18 protein-coding genes are annotated in these 19,318 nt (G+C 71.3%); 5 read left to right on the top strand and 13 right to left on the bottom strand.

The window, feature by feature from the left end:
* Positions 1-7 precede the first annotated feature (7 nt).
* On the bottom strand, positions 8-730 hold the full coding sequence (locus tag OG429_RS03155) for a VOC family protein (RefSeq protein WP_328923717.1): 723 nt from the start codon (positions 728-730) through the stop codon (positions 8-10).
* A 186-nt stretch (positions 731-916) separates the two neighbouring features.
* Positions 917-1,075, bottom strand: coding sequence for a hypothetical protein (locus OG429_RS03160; RefSeq protein ID WP_328923718.1), 159 nt, complete (start codon positions 1,073-1,075; stop codon positions 917-919).
* A 134-nt stretch (positions 1,076-1,209) separates the two neighbouring features.
* Between OG429_RS03160 and OG429_RS03165 the strand changes: the two genes are divergently transcribed.
* Entirely contained in the window at positions 1,210-2,724 is a 1,515-nt protein-coding gene (locus tag OG429_RS03165) for a serine/threonine-protein kinase (protein ID WP_328923719.1), read from the top strand.
* A 194-nt stretch (positions 2,725-2,918) separates the two neighbouring features.
* Complete coding sequence (gene fabV / locus OG429_RS03170; protein WP_328930143.1) at positions 2,919-4,127, top strand: enoyl-[acyl-carrier-protein] reductase FabV; 1,209 nt, start codon at positions 2,919-2,921, stop codon at positions 4,125-4,127.
* A 112-nt stretch (positions 4,128-4,239) separates the two neighbouring features.
* Here the strand turns inward: fabV and OG429_RS03175 are convergent, their stop codons facing one another.
* Complete coding sequence (locus tag OG429_RS03175; protein ID WP_328923720.1) at positions 4,240-4,749, bottom strand: nuclear transport factor 2 family protein; 510 nt, start codon at positions 4,747-4,749, stop codon at positions 4,240-4,242.
* Between the two features lie 662 nt (positions 4,750-5,411).
* Here OG429_RS03175 and OG429_RS03180 point away from each other — a divergent pair.
* Positions 5,412-5,915, top strand: a complete 504-nt coding sequence (locus OG429_RS03180) for a hypothetical protein (protein ID WP_328923721.1) — start codon at positions 5,412-5,414, stop codon at positions 5,913-5,915.
* Between the two features lie 62 nt (positions 5,916-5,977).
* Here OG429_RS03180 and OG429_RS03185 read toward each other — a convergent pair whose 3' ends face one another.
* From OG429_RS03185 to OG429_RS03195, 3 genes are all read right to left on the bottom strand, one after another.
* Positions 5,978-6,883: a right-handed parallel beta-helix repeat-containing protein gene (locus OG429_RS03185; protein ID WP_328923722.1), complete on the bottom strand. Its 906-nt coding sequence runs from the start codon at positions 6,881-6,883 to the stop codon at positions 5,978-5,980.
* A gap of 480 nt (positions 6,884-7,363) precedes the next feature.
* Positions 7,364-8,419, bottom strand: coding sequence for a PP2C family protein-serine/threonine phosphatase (locus OG429_RS03190; RefSeq protein ID WP_328923723.1), 1,056 nt, complete (start codon positions 8,417-8,419; stop codon positions 7,364-7,366).
* A 651-nt stretch (positions 8,420-9,070) separates the two neighbouring features.
* Positions 9,071-9,841, bottom strand: coding sequence for a hypothetical protein (locus OG429_RS03195; RefSeq protein ID WP_328923724.1), 771 nt, complete (start codon positions 9,839-9,841; stop codon positions 9,071-9,073).
* Positions 9,842-9,882: 41 nt separating this feature from the next.
* Here OG429_RS03195 and OG429_RS03200 point away from each other — a divergent pair, with 41 nt between their 5' ends.
* Entirely contained in the window at positions 9,883-11,025 is a 1,143-nt protein-coding gene (locus tag OG429_RS03200; RefSeq protein ID WP_405680565.1) for an NAD-dependent protein deacetylase, read from the top strand.
* An 82-nt stretch (positions 11,026-11,107) separates the two neighbouring features.
* Here OG429_RS03200 and OG429_RS03205 read toward each other — a convergent pair whose 3' ends face one another.
* From OG429_RS03205 to OG429_RS03235, 7 genes are all read right to left on the bottom strand, one after another.
* Positions 11,108-11,794 (bottom strand): HAD family hydrolase, encoded by a 687-nt coding sequence (locus OG429_RS03205; protein ID WP_328923725.1) that lies wholly within the window; start codon positions 11,792-11,794, stop codon positions 11,108-11,110.
* A 118-nt stretch (positions 11,795-11,912) separates the two neighbouring features.
* Positions 11,913-12,917 carry an AfsA-related hotdog domain-containing protein gene (locus OG429_RS03210; RefSeq protein ID WP_328923726.1) on the bottom strand — a complete coding sequence of 335 codons (1,005 nt, stop codon included), beginning with the start codon at positions 12,915-12,917 and terminating at the stop codon, positions 11,913-11,915.
* Positions 12,918-12,944: 27 nt separating this feature from the next.
* Positions 12,945-14,141: an MFS transporter gene (locus tag OG429_RS03215; protein WP_328923727.1), complete on the bottom strand. Its 1,197-nt coding sequence runs from the start codon at positions 14,139-14,141 to the stop codon at positions 12,945-12,947.
* Between the two features lie 55 nt (positions 14,142-14,196).
* A complete protein-coding gene (locus OG429_RS03220) occupies positions 14,197-15,264 on the bottom strand; it encodes an aldo/keto reductase (protein WP_328923728.1) in 1,068 nt (355 codons plus the stop codon).
* A gap of 61 nt (positions 15,265-15,325) precedes the next feature.
* Positions 15,326-16,468: a beta-ketoacyl synthase N-terminal-like domain-containing protein gene (locus OG429_RS03225; protein ID WP_328923729.1), complete on the bottom strand. Its 1,143-nt coding sequence runs from the start codon at positions 16,466-16,468 to the stop codon at positions 15,326-15,328.
* Complete coding sequence (locus OG429_RS03230) at positions 16,465-17,700, bottom strand: beta-ketoacyl-[acyl-carrier-protein] synthase family protein (protein ID WP_328923730.1); 1,236 nt, start codon at positions 17,698-17,700, stop codon at positions 16,465-16,467. Before OG429_RS03230 ends, OG429_RS03225 begins: the two co-directional genes overlap by 4 nt.
* Positions 17,693-17,965, bottom strand: coding sequence for an acyl carrier protein (locus tag OG429_RS03235; RefSeq protein ID WP_328923731.1), 273 nt, complete (start codon positions 17,963-17,965; stop codon positions 17,693-17,695). Before OG429_RS03235 ends, OG429_RS03230 begins: the two co-directional genes overlap by 8 nt.
* Before the next feature lie 279 nt (positions 17,966-18,244).
* On the opposite strand from OG429_RS03235, the gene OG429_RS03240 reads away from it, so the two are divergent.
* Entirely contained in the window at positions 18,245-19,300 is a 1,056-nt protein-coding gene (locus OG429_RS03240; protein ID WP_328923732.1) for a ketoacyl-ACP synthase III family protein, read from the top strand.
* Positions 19,301-19,318 lie beyond the last annotated feature (18 nt).

A 19,318-nucleotide genomic window follows, 5' to 3' on the forward strand; every position in this document is an offset into this window, starting at 1 on the left:
CCGGGGGTCAACGCGTGACGTGGAACTCGTTCCCGCCGGCGTCGAGGAACTCGCCGGGTTCCCCGTCGTGACGGGTGACCTCCAGCCGCAGCCTGTTCCGTGCCGTCTTCGGCGCCGCAGGCGGCCCCATCACCAGCGAGACCGTGCTGGTGGGCCTCCGGCGAAGCCGGACGCCCCAGTCGTGGGACTCGACCGCGTGCCAGTCGGCCTGGGACTGCCAGAAGGCCCGCTGCGGATGGTCGTCCTCCTCGGCGACGTCGAGGCAGATCGCGACGATGCCGGAGTCGGCGAGCACTCCGGGGTGACCGGGACGCAGCACGCAGAACTCGTTGCCCTCCGGATCAGCCAGCACGTCCCACGGGACGTCCCCCTGGCCGATGTCGGCCCGCGTCGCGCCGAGTGTGAGCAGGCGCGCCACCTCGGCCTCCCAGTCCGGCCCCCCGGCCAGGTCGATGTGGAGCCGGTTCTTGTGCACCTTCGGCTTCGCGGTCGGCACGAACCGCAGCTGCAAGCCGCCCGTCCGGCCCTGCGTCGCGTCCAGCCAGAAGCGGTCCATGAGCGCAACATCCAGTGCGTCGATCACGATCCCGGTCAGCATCCCGTTCCCCCAAGCCGTCGAACCCGTCGCCTGCTCATTGTCGCCCCCGCTGTCGGAGTGCCGTTCGGAAGCGGGCGGCCGCAGCGGGGCCACCCGCTCCCACAGGTCGTCCGGAACGAAATCAGCACGCACCCCGGACACCCTGCCGACCAAGATCGCCGAACGCAAGACCCGCGACTCGGCGCTCGGTGGATTCGACGACCATCACGGGCACGTCCGGCTTCGCGTACTGACACACCCCGTCCGCCCAGGGCAAGCCCGCGGACCGCACCTCGTGGAGCCCGGTGCCGAGGCCCCGGTCCGGTGGCGCCACCATGGTCAGAAGACCATCCAGTTTCCGCCGAAGAGCACTTGGAGCACGAACGTCACTCCGAGGCCGACCAGCGCGAAGAGGATCAGCATCAGTACGGTGACCACTGCGAACTGGCCGCCGGGATGCTTCAGGAAGCAGTTCACGCGTGCACGCCGGATCTTCATGCCCCCACCCTCACCCACCACGACGGGATACGTACAGCAGAAGCGAAAGCCCCATGCATCTGCGGATCGTTGGGCTGACACCGGGTGCGGGCCAGCCCTAGGTTCTCCTGTAGGCGATTGCAATCGGGGGAATTGTGGAGCAGTTGAAGGCCGGTGACCCGGCGGCCGTCGGCCCGTACCGGATCACGGCGCGGCTTGGCGCAGGCGGTATGGGGCAGGTCTACCTCGGGGAGTCGCGCAGTGGTCGGCGAGTGGCGGTGAAGGTCGTCCGGCCGGAGATCGCCTCGGACCCCGGCTTCCGGGCGCGGTTCCGGCGCGAGGTGGAAGCGGCGAAGGCGGTCGGAGGATTTTGGACGGCGACCGTGGTCGACGCGGATCCGGAGGCGGAGACGCCCTGGGTGGCCAGCGACTACATTCCTGCACCCAATCTTGCCGAACTGGTTCGGGATCGCGGGCCGTTGACGGAAGACGCGGTGTGGCGGCTCGGCGCGGGCCTGGCGGAGGCGCTGCACTCCGTACACCGGGCGGGGCTCGTGCACCGGGATCTCAAGCCCGCGAACGTCCTGCTCACGGAGAACGGGCCGCGGCTCATCGACTTCGGTATCGCCAAGGCGCTGAACGGCGCGACCATGCTCACCCGGACGGGCGTGGCGATCGGCACCGCCGGATTCATGTCGCCCGAGCAGGCCCAGGGCGGCAGTGTCGGTACGGCCAGTGACATCTTCTCGCTCGGTACGGTCCTTTGCTTCGCGGCCACTGGGCGCATGCCGTTCGGGCAAGGCAGTGCGGCGGAGCTGCTCTACCGGGTCGTGCACGAGGTGCCGAACCTGGACCGCGTACCGGACGGACTGCGGACGGTACTGGGCGACTGCCTGGAGAAGCGAGCGGAGCGGCGGCCTTCCGCGGAGGAGGTGTTGTCCGCGCTGAGCGGAGGTGGTGCGGTGACTGTCGCGCCTTCGGCGACGGATGCGGATGCGGATGCGGGGGTGCGTCCGCCTGCGGCTCCGCCGGACCTGCCGTTCGCGCCTCCGCCTCGGGCGCTTGGCAGGCCCGGGCCGCCTGCCGTGCCGGTTGCGGCTCCTGTCCCGACTTTTGCGGATCGGCGATCGGGGCCGCCCGTCGAGGTGCGGTACTCGATGGGGCACATGCGCGTCGCCGTCGGGGCCATGCTCGCCGGGGCCGTTCCGCTCGGCGCGGCCGTCTACTACTTCGTGGGCCATCCCCTCCCCGCCGCATTGGCGAGCATCGTCGCGCTCGCGCTGTTCAGCCTGGGAGGACTGGCCATGGCGCGCGGGGACGCGGCTTGTGTTCGGGTCGCGGGTGACGGGCTCTCCTTCTTGCGTGAAGGCCACGAATGGAGCGCGACCTGGGAGGAGTTGAGCCGGGTCACCCTGAAGGCGACGCGCTGGGGCCTGCTGCAGGAGTTCGTCGTGGTGGGCGAACTGGCGCCAGGGGCGACAAAGAACGTCGTCTGGGAACGCTTCCAGCCTGTCGGTCCCGGCCACAGGGCGGCAGTCACCACCATCCGATTCCGCGACGAGAGGCGGGCGCGAGCGGAGGTCGGACGGCTGCACGAGGCGTTGCTGCACTGCGCCGGTGAGCGTTACTCGTACGACGGTGGACTATTCTCCGTCGTCCGCAGCCGTTGACTGAACGTTTCAGAATGCGGCTCGGGTGCCGCCGACTGCCCACCGTAGAGCTAGTGGGAACCCTCCAAGCCCGGCTGGGCATCGTTGTACCGGCCAAGATCAAGATGGCCATCCGCGCGGCCGCAGACTTGCAGGACGGGGTGGCCGAGGCGGCCGCCGCGTCCTTGTCCGTGACGACACCTGGGAACCACACCGTGAGCGAACGCGTCATCGCACCCAAGAGCCGGGGCTTCCTGTTCCTCGACTCGCATCCTGGCGGCTGCCAACAGCTGGTGGACGAGATGTGGCAGGCCGTCCCCGCCACGGTAACCGCCGGGGGCGAAGGGCCCGTGGCCCTGGTCATCGGCTCGTCCGCCGGGTACGGCCTGGCCGCTACGATCGCGGGCCTGGCCCGAGTCGGTATCCGTGGCATCGGGGTGTGCTTCGAGAAGGCGCCCGCGCGGAGGACCGGCACGGCCGGCTGGTACCGCACCGCCGCCACCGCACGGCTCGCCCAACAGCACGGGCGGGACATGGTCTTCATCAATGGCGATGCGTTCAGCGACACGGTGAAGGAGCAGGTTGCCGACCTCCTCGCCGAGCGGTTCGGGGGGCAACTCGACTTCCTCATCTACTCGGTGGCCGCGCCCCGCCGCACCGACCCGGACACCGGCAACGTGTATGCCTCGGCCCTCAAGCCGATCGGCTCGCCGTACACCACCAAGACACTCGTCTTCGACGAGTCCGGTGCCCCGGAGGTGAAGGAGGTCACCACCGCGCCGGCCGAGGGCGACGACATCGAGCAGACCGTGGCGGTGATGGGCGGCACGGACTGGGAACGGTGGATCACGTTCCTGGCCGACCGGTCCCTGCTCGCCGACGGCTTCACCACCGCCGCCCTGTCCTACATCGGCTCGCCGCTCACCGCGGCGATCTACCGGCAGGGCACCATCGGCGCCGCCAAGTCCCATCTGGAAGCCACCGCACGCACGTTGGACGAGCGCCTCGGCAAGACCCTGGGCGGCCGGGCCGTGACCTCGGTCAACGCCGCTGCCGTCACCCAGTCCTCCACCGCCATCCCGGGCATCGCCCTGTACGCCGGGCTGCTGCGGGGCGTCCTCGGCGACGCCATGGTGGCCCCGATCGGTCAACTGGTGGAGCTGTGGGACCAGCTGACCGGTGTCCGCCCCCTTGACCTCGACGATGAGGGCCGGGTCCGCCTCGACACCTGGGAACTCGACCCGGCCGTGCAGAACGCCGTCGCCGAACGCTGGAGCGCCGCCACCAGCGACAGCATCACCGAACTCGCCGACCTCGACTGGTTCAGCGACGAAGTCCGCCGCCTCTACGGCTTCTCCGTCCCCGGCTTCGACTACACCGCCGCCGTCGAAACCGACGTCCCCTGGCCCACTCCCACCATCTGACCGCACCCGGTGCGGTCGGCGAAGCGGCGGCCGGCCGGCCACGAGGGCTCCCCCTTAATGGCCGGCCGGCAAGGGGACGGGCGGGCGTGTGCGGTGTGTGCTCGGGCTCCCGTCAGGCGGCGGGCGGGGTCCAGTCGGCGGGCAGGCCGGACTGGGTGAGGACAGTGGCCAGGCTGTAGTGGTCCCGGTCGGAGGTGATCCGGCAGTGGTTCTTGTCGAGGTCGAGGACGGTGGTCATCGGCACGGCGAAGGGCTTGGGCGCGCCCTTGAGATGGCCGGAGTAGACGGCCCGTACGGTGACGCGGTCCCGTTCGAGGCGGGTGGCGCGGATGGTGACGTGGACGTTGTCTATGTGGGTGTCGGCGCGGGCCTTCCACCCTGCGATCTCCTCGCGGCCACGGAAGGTGACGGCCACGGCTTCGTCGGTGTAGATGCCGTCGGTGGTGAACAGGGCGCCGAGGGCCTGGGGGTCGGTGCCGTTCCAGGCACTGGCCCAGGCGGTGACGATCCTCGGCGTGCGCGGGTTGCTGTCCTGCGCGGCGGAGGCGGCGGCGGGGGCGGCGGCGCAGAGGGCTGCGGCGGCGGTCAGCACAGTCATGGTGCGGATCGGGCGGGACGTCATGGTTGTTGCTCCTTCGGGGGCGGGCGTGCGGGTGCGGCTGCGGCCTTGTCGGCGACGGTGCCCGGTCAGGCCAGGCTCGGGGCTGCGGCGGGTCGCCGGGTGAACGGCAGGCCCGCTCCCGGCCGTGGACATCGGCGCGCTGCCTCGTCCGTCTGTGTACGTGCACCCTTCATGGCGCACAGACTCGTGTCAGGCGCTGTCCACTTTCCAGGCCCCGCAGGGTCGGTGACTGCCCAACACTGTCCACGCTTGTCCACGGGAACCGGCCGACGACGCACGTCCCGCTCGGCCGTGGGCAAGTCCCCAGAAGGTCCGCGGCTCGGCTGGTCAGCGAGTGTGGCCGCTCCGGGCTTTCCACTCCTCCACGATCGGCTCCAAGCACCACGGAACCGGGCAGCGCCGCGGCCATGTCGTGGGCGTAGACCCCGGGCCGTACCCAGAACCTGGCTCGGCATCGGCGTTCGCTGTACGGATCCCGGGCGCCTTGGAGCGCACGGGGCCGTCGGCGGGACCGAGGTCGGGCTTGCCGGGGCAGGGGCGGCCGGGGGCGCGGAGGGACTCGGTTGGGGAGTCGTTGCCGGCTACGTCGCGGCAATGATCCTGTCGGCTCCTGCCGGGCGCGGTGCCGTCGCACACGCCGGACCGCTCGGCATGCTGAGGGCATGGATCGTCGCAGCCCCGAAAAGACGGAAGAGCCAACGGCCCGTGACTACTCCGGCGCGGTCTACGGCTCGCTCCTTGCCGCCTCCGTCATCGCCACCGCAGGGGCGGCGGGCCCCTTCCCGCGGCTCCAGCTCATGGTCATGCTGCTCACCACCGGCCTGGTCTTCTGGATCACGCACGTCTACGTCCGCATCGTGGGCGACCGGCTGGCACATGAGGCGCTGTCGTGGGAGAAGATCCGCTCGGATGCGCGCAGGGAATGGCCGATCATCGGGGCCGCGCTCCCGCCGATCGCCGCCGTGATGGTCTGCTCAGTCCTGGGCCTCGGGCTCGAAGCGACCGGATGGGTGGCGCTCGGCGTCGCCCTCGCCGGGCAGGTCGTGTGGGCCACCGCAGGCCTCGTCAGCTTCGGTGCCCCGCGCCGCATGATCGCCGTGACCTGTGCGGTCAACCTCCTCCTGGGGCTGGTCATCGTGGCCGCGAAAGTCCTGGTCAAGCACTGATACTCCGAAGGGCTCCAGCGCCGGGGCCCGGCGCCGCGGGCTTCACCACAGTCCGGCCGCCGCTACGGTTTCACGGTCGCCGTGGCGGTGACCCCGCAGCACTCGAAGGTCTGGACCGGCGCACCCGACGTCTGCGTGATCTTCACACCCTCGAGCACCGCGTTCGTGTCGACCACCGATGCGATGACCGCGACACCATGCACCCCACCCTTGATCCGATCCTTTCGGACGGTGAAAGTACCGTCCTGGAGGGCGATCCCGACGAACGAGCTCCTCTGGATGTCGTTGTGGGCGACGTCGATCTCGTTGCCGGCAACGTAGATGCCCACCTGGTTGCCGATGAGTCGGTTGTGCCGCACGACGGTGCCGGGCGCGTCGGCGACGATGCCCGCGTGCTGGAATTCGTTGAAGAAGTCGGGGCCGCAGTCCGCGTCGGGCTCCCGGCACTCGTTGTTGCTGACGGTGTTCCCGGTGACGCGGCCCACCGCGCCGGCCACGAACTCGATGCCGTCGGTCGACACCTTCGGGTGCCCGGTGACGGTGTTCCCTTCAATGGTGGCGGTGGACCCCTCGTTGAGGACGACCACGCCCGCGCCCTGGTAGTCCGTGATCTTGGTATCGCGGATGCTTGCCGAGCCCGTGCTGGTCGGCAGGTCGCCGATGAGGACGCCGGTCGCGCTGTGGAAGCAGGGCGCAGCGGGCGTGTCGGTGATGTGGGTGACAGCGGCGTGGCGGAGGGCGAGATGAGCACCCCCGAGCACACGAATGCCCGCGCTGAGTGCGCCGTCCTCGCACGTGCCGGAGCCCGGTCCGCTGACGGAGAGCCGGGACAGCGAGACCGACGCGCCATTGTGGATCTCGACGATCGAGTTTTCGCCGTCGTCGCCGGGGGTCAGCGTCTGCGGAGCCTGAATGGTCGTCTTCCCGTCGCCCGAGCCGGTGAGCGAGACGTTCTTGCCGATCACCACTTGCTCGCGGTAGACACCCGGCCGGACGGTGATGCGGTCACCGGGGCGGGCGGCGTCGACCGCGGCCTGGATCGTCGGATAGTCCTTGGGGACCACGAGGTCGTGTGACCCGTCGGCCGCCGCCGACGTCGGCACCATCGGAAACACGGCGATTGCCGTGACGACGCAGACGCCCAGACGGACGGCTGTCCTGATCAGTGGGATTGCCATTCCGATTCCGCTCTCGTGTGTTGCTCACGCCGTGGATCCGGGGGTCCCCGTGACCCGCCTGCCGGATGGCCCGGCCGCGCTGCAAACCTATTGACGGCTGCGAGCACAAAGGCTTCCGGACATCCGACACGGGTGCCGTTTCCCCCTGCCGGCCCATCGACGGGACCGGCCCCCACGTTGCGGTGCACATACCGCGGCGCCGCGGCATCGCCCACACCGTCCCCGAGAGGTCTGACCAGGTCCGCAGGCGGACCCGGCGAGGCCGGTGCCTCAACCAGCTCGAGCGGCGGGCCGCTCCTGAACCTGGGTGCTCGCACACCGCACGGCGAGAACCGCGATGTCGTCGTCGAGTCTTCCGCCGCTGTAGTGGATCAGGGCCCGATGAAGCTGGTCGAGCAGTTCGCGGGGCGCCGTCGGGCTTTGCTGACGCATCCACTCCGGCAGCGGGAAGAACTCGCCGTCGCGGCCCCTGGTCTCCGTGACGCCGTCCGTGTAGAGCAGCAGCTGGTCGCCCGGAGCGAAGATGAGGGTGTCGACGCAGTAGTGGTCCCCGATGAGCGATGCCAGGTTGAGCGGCGGAGAGGGGGTGGTGGGCTCCACGACCCGGATCTCGCCGCTGCGCACGAGAAGGGGCGGGGGGTGCCCGCAATTGAGAAGCCTGAGCCGGCCTCCGCCATGCGGGATCTCGGCGACAAGAGCGGTCGCGAAGCGCTCCGGCAGGTCCAGAGCGGGGAACGCCGCGCTGTGGCGGGAGATGCTGGCCTCCAGGCGATGGACGACGCCCCTCAGGTCAGGCTCGTCGTACACGGCCTCCCTGAAGCTGCTGATCACCGCTGAGGCGGCCCCTACCGCGGACAGGCCTTTGCCGCGTACGTCGCCGATGAGCAGCCGGACCCCGAACGGCGTGTCGACGGCCTCGTAGAAGTCTCCGCCGATCCGGGCCTGCTCTTGGGCCGCCACATACAGCGACTCGATCTCGACGTCCTCGATGCGGCGCGGCAGTGGGCGCAGCAGTACCTTCTGGGCTGCGTCGGCGACGAGCCGGACGTTGAGGAGCGTCTCCTCCCGTTGGAGTCGGACATGGCTTGCGTATGCGGCCGCCAAGGTGACGGCGATGATCGCAGCCGCCGTGTAGGGCGTCCCCAGGTCGGTGTACGCGAAGCTCAGGCCGATCATGACCATCAGGCAGAACGTCCCCAGCATGATCGTGGGGACCACGGGCCACATCGCGGCAGCGAGGGCAGGTGCGGCGGGCAGGAGGCGACTGAAGGCGAACTCCCTCGGGGTGGAGAACGCCAGAGCGGTGATGAGGACGGTAACGATCACCGGTGACAGCAGGGCAGCGTCCCACCGGCCGCCATAGAGAGGGCGACGGCGCCCCGCCCGTCTTGACCTGATCACAGAATGCATCATATCGGGGCAAAATTATCGCCGGGTCACGACGGAGCGTGCCGCTCACGCTCGGTGATCAGCCGCTGGCGCCGCGTCAGCATCACGGCGCGGCCCGTCACCCGAATGCGTGATGGGCCGCGACTCCCTACGCGCATGTACGCCGAGGGCACCACGCGCGACGACATCCGTCGGCGTGACGACGACCCGCAGGTCCCCCGGTGGGGTCTGCGTAGGTGCCCGTCCAGCGCCGGCGCCGATGTGCTGGACACGAGGTCGGTGTGTCGGCCGGAGGAGTGCAGGGTCTACCGCATTGGCGCTGAGCCCTGCCGGCCGGGTTCATCCTCGCGCGCGCCTCGGCCCGCCCGCCGACGCGGACGGTGCCGCCGGACCCGCCGGAGCCGCCAACTCGGCGGCGACGGCGCGTCCTTCGACACGGACCCGCGCCATCGCCGTGACGGGGATCCGCAGTTCCTCGTGGCGGCGACGCATGCGCAGCGCATCGGCCTCGGCTGCGCATCCCGTCGTGATCCTCCGGTTCGATCACGACGGGCGGCGTTCGCAGACCTCGGACTCCGAGGACTGCGGTCAGACCGAGGCGTTCCAGGCGGTCGTCAGCCCGTCCAGCCAGGCGGGAGGCAGCTCCGCGGCGTCCCACTCCTGGCGCAGCTCCTGCGACGCGACGAGGAGCCGCTCCAGCACTGCGATGCTCGTGGCGGAGTGGAGGAGCGAATAGCGGCCGTGCACCGTGATGGCGCTGCCCGGTCCGAACGTCGAGAACAGGCGCTCCAGTCGGGTGCGGTGGGCCACGGCGAACTCGGTCACCCGCCCCGCGTACCCGGCTCGCTGCCGTGGGCTCATCGTGCCGAGGACGGCGACGAGCACCTCGTCGGTCGCCTCGGGATCCAGTACCGAGACCGCAGTGAACGACAGGTACAGAGGCGTGAGCGCCACTCGCACCCGCTCCACCTCCATACGCCCTGCCCGAGGACGCTCCCCGGCCGGACCCGGCTGCGCGTCCGCCCCCACGACCCCGACCAGGGTCCGCTCGGCGAGGACGCCGAGCTCTTCCAGGAGGTGCCCTGCGCCGTCGAGCCAACCCGACTCGTACGCCTCCCCCTTGTCCCCCGGCGCGCTCCGGACGCCGCCGCTCAGCTCCTCGTGCGCGAGAGTCAGAGCTCCCGCTTCCAGGAGCCCGATCAGTTGCCGCGCGTCGTCAGAAGGAACCCCCGCCCGGGCGAGGAGCTGCAGCAGTGTCGTCCTCGCGTTGTCGACACTGGCCTCGTCCGGCCACTGCCGGCCCTCGTCGGCCGCGCCCATCGGGTCCTCCTCATCGCTCGGGTAGTGCGGTGTGTGCAACGAAATCGCTCCCTTCGACAGTCCAACGCCCGACAGCCGGGATGTGCTCCCCAGCAGCGGAACAGTACCGACGAAGCACGCGCCCTCAGCAGCTGCCACCGCTGCCGGAGGAACCGTTCGAGACCAGGCGTGTGTTCGCGCCGCGCACCGACCGCTACAGCCAGATCGCCGTCCGCACCAACCGCTACCCGGTGCCGGTGCGGCTGATCGGCACGCGGGTCGCCCGAAGGGTCCGAGCATCGTGGTCCCGTGCCGGTGTCCTGCCCGTTCCGTACGCTGGCGGCATGCGCATGCGCCCCACTTTGAGCTGGACGCCTACCGAGGACCTGCGGCCCGGCACCACGGATCCCGGGCCGGTCGCCGATGCCCTGAGCACCGGCGGTGTGCTGGTGCTCAGCGGGGCGGGCATATCCACGGAGTCGGGCATCCCCGACTACCGGGGTGAGGGCGGGAGCCTGCGACGGCATACCCCGATGACCTACCAGGAATTCACCGCCAGTGCTCAGGCCCGGCGCCGGTACTGGGCGCGCAGTCACCTCGGCTGGCGCACGTTCGGCCGCGCCCGGCCCAACGCCGGGCACCGGGCCGTGGCCGCGTTCGGGCGGCACGGTCTGCTCTCGGGTGTGATCACCCAGAACGTCGACGGACTGCATCAGGCCGCCGGCAGCGAGGGCGTGGTGGAACTTCACGGAAGCCTGGAGCGGGTCGTCTGCCTTTCCTGCGGCGCCTACGGCTCGCGCCGTGAGCTCGCCCGGCGACTGGAGGAGGCCAATGCGGGCTTCGAGCCGGTGGCCGCCGGACTGAACCCGGACGGTGACGCCGACCTCACCGACGAACAGGTCGGGGACTTCTCCGTGGTGCCCTGCACGGCGTGCGGCGGCATTCTCAAACCGGACGTGGTGTTCTTCGGCGAAGCCGTTCCCCCGCGGCGGGTCGAGCACTGCCGCGAACTGGTCGGTGAGGCGACCTCACTGCTGATCCTGGGCTCCTCGCTGACGGTGATGTCCGGGCTCCGGTTCGTCCGCCAGGCAGCCCAGGCCGGCAAGCCCGTGTTGATCGTCAACCGGGACCCGACCCGGGGCGACCGGCACTCCGTCACCCGGGTCGCGCTCCCCTTGGGGACGACCCTCACCACCCTGGCCGACCGGCTGGACATCCCCGTCGACGGCCAGGCGGAGGCCTGAGTCAGCTCGGCTGAAGGCCGGACGCGGACGGGGTCCGTGCGATGTATCGCACGGACCCCGTCCGCGTCCGGCCCCGTGTGGATCAGGCCGGGACGCCCGCCAGGTGGTGCCAGCCGTGCAGGGCGGCCTCCGCCATCAGGTCCGGGTGGTCGCCGACGACGACCGGGTGACCGACGAGGCGGAGAAGCCCCAGGTCGGAGACGTGGTCGCCGTAGGCGTGGCACTCCTCGGAGGCGATGCCGCGCTCGGACAGGAGCTCTCGGGCGGCCCGAGCCTTGGCGTCGCCGATCATCGTCGTCAGCACTTCCCCGGTGTACACCCCGTCCTGGATCTCCGGGCGCGTGCACAGCACCACGTCGGCACCGACGTGGGCGGCCACCGGATCCAGAGCGGCGGCGAAGGAGCCGGACACGAGGACGGTGGCCAGCCCCCGCTCCCGGTGGGCCGTGAGCGCTTCGAGGACGTCCCGGTGGAAGAAGCCGCCCTGCCGCAGGTGCTGTGCGAACCATGCCCGGCCGACGGACTCCGTCTGCTCGGCCTGGTAGCCGGCGAATCGCCGGTAGAAGATCCGATTGCCCTCTTCCCGGGGCATGCCGGGGCGCAGCAGGTCGCGGGCGTCCTGACGGAGCCGCTGCTGTTCCTGTGGGGTGTGCCCGACGGCGTTCAGGAAGAAGTCGTAGAAGTCGAACATGGTCTTGACGGTGGTGAGCGTCTCGTCGACGTCGAAGAACGCGACGGCGTGCGTGGTCGTCGGCAGTGCCGTGGTCACGGGGAACTCCGGAAGCAGGGGGGAAAGGGGAAAAGGGAAAGGCGAAGGGAAAGGGGAAAGGGAAGGCGGAGTGCAGGGGACGGCCTGGCGGGCCGACGGGGGCGGGCAGATGGAGGGCTCAGCCCAGCGCCACGTGTACCTCGGCCACCGTCTCGTCCTGCTGGACGGCGCTCATGCGGAAGGCCCCCCGGCTGCCGTCTTCCTCGCGTGCGGCGGTCAGGTGCACCGGGGCGTCCAGTTCGGCGAACTTCAGGAAGCGACCGTGCAGCCGCAGCACGCGTGCGGCGTCGGTCTCCGGCGTGGCGGTGTCCTGCGGGCCGAGCAGCAGGGCGCACTGGCGGGCCGCCTCGCTGAAGACCATGGCCGGGACGTGGTCGTAGGGGTGGTCGTACATGCTGCGGTTGCGGTACGTACGGGGGCTGAGACGGGCGACGAGGGCGGTGAGGTTCGCCGGGTCCGCCTGTACGGCGTCGAGGACGGTGTTCACCGGGTCGAGCCGGCGCACCCGGGCCGGGTCGACCGGCGCTCCGGCGGGCTCGGCGGGCAGGGTGAACGCGGTGGGGACGGTGGTGCCGCGCTGCATGCGGCGCAGCGCGTGGTACTGGTCGGTGGGGGTGCAGTTGGTGTCCATGGTGAGCCGGCCCAGGGGGCGGCCGTCGAGCGTGAGGTCCATGGCGAAGGCCAGTCGGCGCAGCCGCCCGCCGCGCCGGCCGCGCTGGGTGACCTCCGCGTCCATGCGCAGTTCCCCGGGCCGATCGCCGCATCGCAGCGCCTCCGGATCGGTGATGTCCAGCGTCCAGGACGTGACCATGAACGTGGTGTCGCGGGGCACCGCCTCGAAGACGTGCGCGGAGTAGGTGACCGCCTGGCGGCAGCTCTCCAGGACGAGCAGCGGGTCGTGGAAGCTCCGCCCCGGCACGTGGTCGCGGAAGTATGCGTGAGACAGGGGCAGTTGGGCTGCGGCGGTGAAGACGCCCTCGCCGGTGGCGACGGCATCGGTGAGGAACACCTCGGACAGGGCCCACCGGTGGACGAGCGAGCGGGACACGGTCCGGTCGTATGCGGGGATGGGGGTGGCGGTGGGGGTGGGGCTGCTGGGCGCGTCCAGGACGGAGGCTTCCACGATGACTTCCTTTCGGATCAAGGGCGTTCAGTGCGCGGCGGCGCTGCCGCTCGGTGAGGTGACGGCGGGCGTGGCTGCACGCCCCTTGCGTTCCGCTGCCACGCCGAGGCCGGCGAGGAGGAGTCCGGCGAGGGTGACGAGGGCTCCGGCCCAGTTGAGGGCGGGGTAGCCGAGGCCGGCGTCGATGATCCTGCCGCCTAGCAGCGGGCCCGCGGCGTTGGCGAGGTTGAATGCGGCGATGTTCGACGCCGAGGCCAGCGTGGGGGCGCCGTCGGCCTTGGCCATGATGCGCATCTGAAGCGGGGAGATGGTGGCGAAGGTGGCCGCACCGAAGAGGAAGACGGTCACGCAGGTGGCCGCCTTGTCGTGCACCGTGAAGGTGAACGCCCCGAGGACGAGGGTGAGCAGCGCCAGCGCACCGCACATGGCGCTCCTGGGGGTGCGGTCCGCGATCCGGCCGCTGATCAGGTTGCCGACGAACATGCCGACGCCGAAGAGCACCATGATCAGGGTGACGGCGTTGTCGGTGAAACCGGTGACCTGGGTGACCATTTCGGCGATGTAGGTGTACGAGGTCATGACGCCGCCGAAGCCGAGCACGGTGGTGAGCAGGACCAGCAGTACCTGCGGGCGGCGCAGCACCCTCAGTTCGGAGCGCAGCCCGGTGCCCTCGGGTGCCGGGGTCCGGGGCACGAGCGAGGCGATGCCCGCCAGGCCCACCGCGGCGAAGAGGGCGACCATCCAGAATGCCCAGCGCCAGCCGAAGTGCTGGCCGATGAAGGTGCCCGCCGGGACGCCGAGGATCGTGGAGAGGGTGAGACCCGCGGCGACCATCGACACGGCGCGGCCCTTGCGGTCTTCGGAGACGAGATCGGAGGCGACCACCATCGCGACACCGAAGAACGCGCCGTGGGCGAGGGCGGAGAGCACCCGGCCCGCCATGAGCAGCCCGTAGGTGGGGGCGAGGGCGGACAGAACCGTTCCGGCGAGGAAGAGCAGCATGAGCCGGATCAGCAGGCTCCTGCGTTCGGTGCGGGCGCACAGAACGGTGAGGCCGGGGGCGCCGATGACGACGCCGAGCGCGTACCCGGACACCAGAAGTCCCGCGGTGGGGATGGAGACGGAGAGGTCGGCTCCGATGTCGGGGAGGATCCCCGCGATGATGAACTCGGCGACTCCGATGGCGAAGCCGCTGAGGGACAGGGCGATGACGGCAATGGGCACGGCTGTGCTCCTGGGTTGGGCTTCGGCAGAACTGGAGGGGTGGGCGCGGCCGCGGTCAGGGCTGGATGTCTCCGGGCAGGTTCCGGTCGCCGGCGATCGCGCGCATGTGCCAGTACGGGTAGGGCGCGGGCCGGTCGCTCGCCGCGTCCAGGCGCTGCCGCTCCTCGGTGGTGAGCTCCCACTCGACGGTGCCGAGGTTGTCCTGGAGCTGGCCGGGGCGGCTGGCGCCGAAGACCACGGACGTCACGGCGGGCTTGCTCAGCACCCAGTTGAGGGCGACCTGGGCGATCGAGACGTTGCGGTCGCGGGCGATGCCGTCGAGCACCTCCACCACGTCGTAGGCCTGCTCGCGATCGGTGAGCGGGGCGATGGAGGCGGGGCCCTCGTGTGCCAGACGGAAGTCCGCGGAGACTTCCTGGCCGCGCCGGTACTTGCCGCTGAAGAAGCCGCCCGCCAGCGGGCTCCAGACGGTGATGCCCACGCCCTGGTCGGCGGCGGCGGGCACGATCTCGTGCTCCAGTTCGCGGGCTCCCAGGTTGTAGTAGCCCTGGTAGGCGGCGAAGCGGGCGAGGTTGCGGTGGTCGGAGATGTCGAGTGCCTTCATCAGCTGCCAGCCGGGGAAGTTCGAGCAGCCGATGTAGCGCAGCTTTCCGGCGCGCACCAGGTCGTCGAGGGCCCCGAGAGTTTCTTCCAGGGAGGTCCGCGGGTCGGTGCCGTGGAGGTAGAGGACGTCGATGTAGTCGGTGCCGAGGCGGCGGAGACTGGCCTCGACGGCACGGACCAGGTGGTGCCGGGAGGAGCCGGCCGCGTTGATGTCGTCGGGGTCGGTGCAGAAGCGGGCCTTGGTGGCGATGACGGCCTTGTCCCGGCGGTCCTTCAGTGCCAGGCCGAGCAGTTCCTCGCACTCGCCGTCCCGGTAGACGTCGGCGGTGTCGAAGAAGTTGACGCCCGCGTCGTGGCAGGCGTGGACGAGGCGGACGGCGTCGTCGCCCGCGTTGACGCCGAACTGGGACCAGTTCGCACCGGGCAGCCCGCCGAACGCGCCGGGGGTGCCGAGCGTGGCCGCCCCGAAGGACAGCTCGGAGACCTGGAGGCCGGTTCGGCCGAGGTAGCGGTAGCGCATGGGGAGGGGATGTCCTTACGTGGTGGTGGATCGGTGGATCGTTGGGACGGGGCGGGGAGCCTCAGACGCCCGGGCGCGGATGCAGCAGGACGGCGCAGCCGACCGAGCCGTCCGGGCCGACGGAGGTGACGAGGGCGGCCCGCTCGCCGCGGGTGTCGAGGTGGGGGTCGTGCCAGCGGGCGACGACGGCGGCGACCTGGAGGGCGACGCTCGCTCCGTGGGTCTCGCCGAGCACCTCCTGCACACGCAGCAGATGCCGGCCGTCACGGCCGTCGAGCGCCGCGCGCAGGGCGCGTTCCTCCACGGCCGCCCAGCCCCGCCGGCCGGCCGCACCAGGTGCGACCACGGCGACGTCGGCGGCGTCGACACCGCTGCGGGCGAGGGCGTCCCGTACGCAGGTGGTGAGGCGGCGTGCGACGGCGAGGGGCCCGCCTGCGGCGAACCCGGTCGCGACGGCCATGACGAGGGCGAGGGGGCTCTCGCCGGTGGCGCCGTCCGGGGCCGTCCGCAGGGAGAACACCGCGGCGCCTTCGCCGAGTGCGGTGCCCGCTGCGAGCGATCCGGCCCGGTGCCAGGCCCAGGCGCTCTGGGGCGACAGTTCCTCCACGCCTCCGGTCAGCAGCCGGTGTGCGTGGCCGGCCACCAGGGTGTTCCGGGCGTATCGCAGTGCGTGCAGTGAGGCCAGCGGTCCACCGGAGACGGTGGCGTTCGCCTCGGTGAGCCCGTGCCGGATGGCCGTGCGACCTGCCGTCGCGTTCATCAGGGTGCCCGGAAAGGCCGACGGGTTCACCATGTCGGGGCGTTCCTGGACGAAGGTGTCCCGGGTGAAGCGGCCGACACCGCCGCTGCTTCCGACGGCGCTGCCGAGGACCACGCCGGTCCCGGAGCGGTCGGCGAGCGGTTCGAGTGCCAGGGTGCAGGCGGCCATGCCCAGTTGTTCGGCCCGCGTCAGCCGGTTCAGTCCCTTGGTGCCGAGGAGGTCGGCGGCCGGGAAGTCCGCCGGGCGCAGGGTGAGGGGCGGGTAGTTCTCCGCCTCGCGGGCGGCGGGCGGCTGTCCGCCGGCCGCCGTGCCCTGCCGCAGGGCGTCGGCGAGGGTTTGCAGTCCCACGCCGGCGCTGCTGACCACGCCGGCGGTTTCCAGTGCGAGGGGGACCACCGTCCGCGGGGTGACGGCCGGACTCTGCTGGTCGTCCACGATGCTCATACGGTGAACTCTCCGAAGATCGTGACGGCGTTGTTCCCGCCGAAGGCGAAGCCGTGGTTCTGCACGATGCGCGGCCGGGCGGCCCGGGCCTGGCCCTGGACGCAGTCGAGTCCCGGTCCCAGGTCCGGATCCACCTGGCGAAGCGTGGCGCTCGGCGGAAGGAAGCCTTCGTACAGGGCGGCACAGCACACCAGGGCCCCGAAGCCGGCTGCCGCCCCCATCGTGTGCCCGAGCATGGATTTGATCGAGCTGATCGGCGGGGGGCCGTCGGTGAACACCTCGCGCACGGCGGCCGTCTCCGTGGAGTCGTTCGCCCTGGTGCCGGTGCCGTGTGCGCAGATGTAGTCCACGTCGCCGGGCTTGATGCGGGCATGGTGGTGGGCGCGCCGGATGCACTCGGCGATCGACGCGGCGTCCGGGTTGGTCATGTGCCGGGCGTCGCAGGTCATGCCGTACCCGAGGACCTCGGCGTAGATCCGGGCCCCGCGTGCCAGCGCCGTGTCGAGGGGTTCCAGGAGCAGCGCCGCACTGCCTTCGGCGGTGACGATGCCGTCGCGGTGTTCGTCGAAGGGGCGGGGGACGTCGGCGGCGAGGGCCCCGAGGCGGTGGAAGCCCGCGTGGGTGGCCCGGTTGGAGGCGTCGGCTCCGCCGCACAGTGCGGCGTCCGCCTCTCCGGCGCGGACCAGGTCGTAGCCGTAGCCGATGGCGTAGTTGCCGGCGGCGCAGGCGGTGCCGAGGGTGATGGACTCGCCGCTCAGGTCGAGTTCGGCGCTGACGGCGGCGGCGATCCGGCCGGCGTCGGCCTGGCCGGCGAGCCCGGGGTCGAGCGCGGCGAGGCCGTCGTCGACCCATTGCCGGGTCAGCTCTTCCAGTACTTGTGACTCGCCGTTGGTCGTTCCGAAGCAGCTCGCGGTGGTTCCCGCGGACAGCACGGCCGGATTCACTCCGGCGTCGGTGACCGCCATCCGCGCTGCGGCGGCGGCGAAGCGGCCGCTGCGCCCCCACTGGGCTGGGTCGGTTCCCCGCAGGTGCATCTCCGCGTGGAAGCCGCGCACTTCACCGGCGAGGGTGCGGTCGAAGCCCGTGCCGTCGAACTGTCCGATCGGGCCGATGCCGCTGCGCCCGGCCCGGATCGCCGCAGTGAGCGCGCGGGCGCCGAGCCCGAGGCTGCTCACCGCGCCGAGCCCGGTGACGACGACCCGGCGCCCGGTGGCGGAGGCCTCGTCAGACACCCAGCGCCTCCGGGGTGCTGTGCTTCTCGACCAGGAGGTAGGCGCTCGGCAGTTCGTCGAGCTCGGTGAGGTCCTCCTGCGGAATCCGGATGCCGAGGTCGCGCTCGAAGCGCGAGAAGATCTCGATGATCAGCAGCGAGTCCGCGTCGAAGTCGTCGGCGAAGCTGCTCTCGTCGGTCAGGGCGTCCACGTCCACTTCGAGTACGTCCGCGACGATGGCCCGCACCTGCGCGCGCCGGTCCTCGGATATCGCGATGTCACTCATCTGATTGCCCTTCGATTCACTGGCTTTGGGAGGCCGGAACGGGGACGACTACGTGTCCCCCCTACGGCCTGAACCAGCCAATCCCAGGTCCAGAGGCAGCGGCAAGCACTCCGAAAGTGACATGGGCGGTGCCTCCGCAGGGGTCCGTGCCGTCTGCCCATGGGGGTGGTCGGCACCGGGTGCGGGGGTTTCCGGCCGGTTTTTGCCCGCACTTTCATCGGGGCGCCCGAGCATCCCTGCGATGAAGACGATCCGATGTGCGGACAGGTGGTGCGGGGGATGAGACCGACCGAGCCGGTGGGCATAGTGACGGCCGGGCTGTGGCTGCCCGAGGGGCGGTCCCGCGCCTCGGACGCGGTCACCGCGGGGCGGTTGCGGCGGCGCGACGCGGCGGCCCTGGGCCATGAGAGCGTTCCGGACGCGGGGGCGGTCGCCCCGCCCGACGCCGCGGTCCTCGCGGCCCGCGGCGTACTGGACGCGGCGGGCCTGGAAGCCGGCGAGCTGGATGTGCTGGCGCACGCGTGGATGTACTACCAGGGGCACGACCTGTGGTCGCCCGCCCACTACGTCGCCCGCTGTCTCGACGCCCTGCGGGCCCTGCCGGTCGGCATCCAGCAGGTCTGCAACGGCGGCGCCGCCGCCATGGGGCTGGTGATGGCGTGGCTCGCCTCGTCGGACCCGGCCCCCTCGGCGCCGCCGCGGCTGGGCCTGGTGACGACGGGAGACCGCTTCGCCGAGCCCGGCTTCGACCGCTGGGCGGGCGACTACGGAGTGGCGTACGGCGACGCGGGTACGGCCGTTCTGCTCCGTCGGCCTGCCGCGGACGGCGACGTGTTGCTGCTGCGGTCGGTCGCGACGGTCGCGGACCCCCTGCTGGAGGAGATGCACCGCGGCACGGATCCCTTCTCGCCGGTCGCCCGCGGACATCGCGACCAGGTCGACATGCGCGCCACCAAGCGGGCCTACCTGCGCACTCACGGCACGCTGCCGTTCGCCGCTTCCAACCGCCGGGCCATTCGCACGGTCGTCGCACAGGCACTGGCCGACGGTGGCATGGACGGACGCGACCCGCGTCTGACCCATGTCGTGCTGCCCCGGTTCGGCGCCAAGACGCTGGCCGAGTCGTGGATCCCGGTCCTGGAGGAGCAAGTGGGACGGGCGCAACTGCTCGACCTCGGCCGGGAGACCGGGCATCTGGGCGCGGGCGACGCGGTCGCGGGACTCGCCGACCTGGTGGCGCGGGGCCTGCCCGCACCCGGGTCCAGCGCCCTCGTCTTCAGCGCGGGGGCCGGCTTCACCTGGTCGTGCCTGCTGGTGGAGTCACCGGCGCGATGACCTTCGCGCCGTTCACGA

It is taken from the genome of Streptomyces sp. NBC_00190 (genome assembly GCF_036203305.1).
In the GTDB taxonomy this organism is placed as follows: Bacteria; Actinomycetota; Actinomycetes; order Streptomycetales; family Streptomycetaceae; genus Streptomyces.

What these genes read in the sequence shown, in the direction of transcription:
- OG429_RS03160 (WP_328923718.1), bottom strand. Translation starts at nt 1,075, where the DNA reads ATGAAGATCCGGCGTGCACGCGTGAACTGCTTCCTGAAGCATCCCGGC.
- OG429_RS03175 (WP_328923720.1), bottom strand. Translation starts at nt 4,749, where the DNA reads ATGACGTCCCGCCCGATCCGCACCATGACTGTGCTGACCGCCGCCGCA.
- OG429_RS03180 (WP_328923721.1), top strand. Translation starts at nt 5,412, where the DNA reads ATGGATCGTCGCAGCCCCGAAAAGACGGAAGAGCCAACGGCCCGTGAC.
- OG429_RS03200 (WP_405680565.1), top strand. Translation starts at nt 9,883, where the DNA reads ATGTGCTCCCCAGCAGCGGAACAGTACCGACGAAGCACGCGCCCTCAG.
- OG429_RS03220 (WP_328923728.1), bottom strand. Translation starts at nt 15,264, where the DNA reads ATGCGCTACCGCTACCTCGGCCGAACCGGCCTCCAGGTCTCCGAGCTG.
- OG429_RS03225 (WP_328923729.1), bottom strand. Translation starts at nt 16,468, where the DNA reads ATGAGCATCGTGGACGACCAGCAGAGTCCGGCCGTCACCCCGCGGACG.
- OG429_RS03235 (WP_328923731.1), bottom strand. Translation starts at nt 17,965, where the DNA reads ATGAGTGACATCGCGATATCCGAGGACCGGCGCGCGCAGGTGCGGGCC.
- OG429_RS03240 (WP_328923732.1), top strand. Translation starts at nt 18,245, where the DNA reads ATGAGACCGACCGAGCCGGTGGGCATAGTGACGGCCGGGCTGTGGCTG.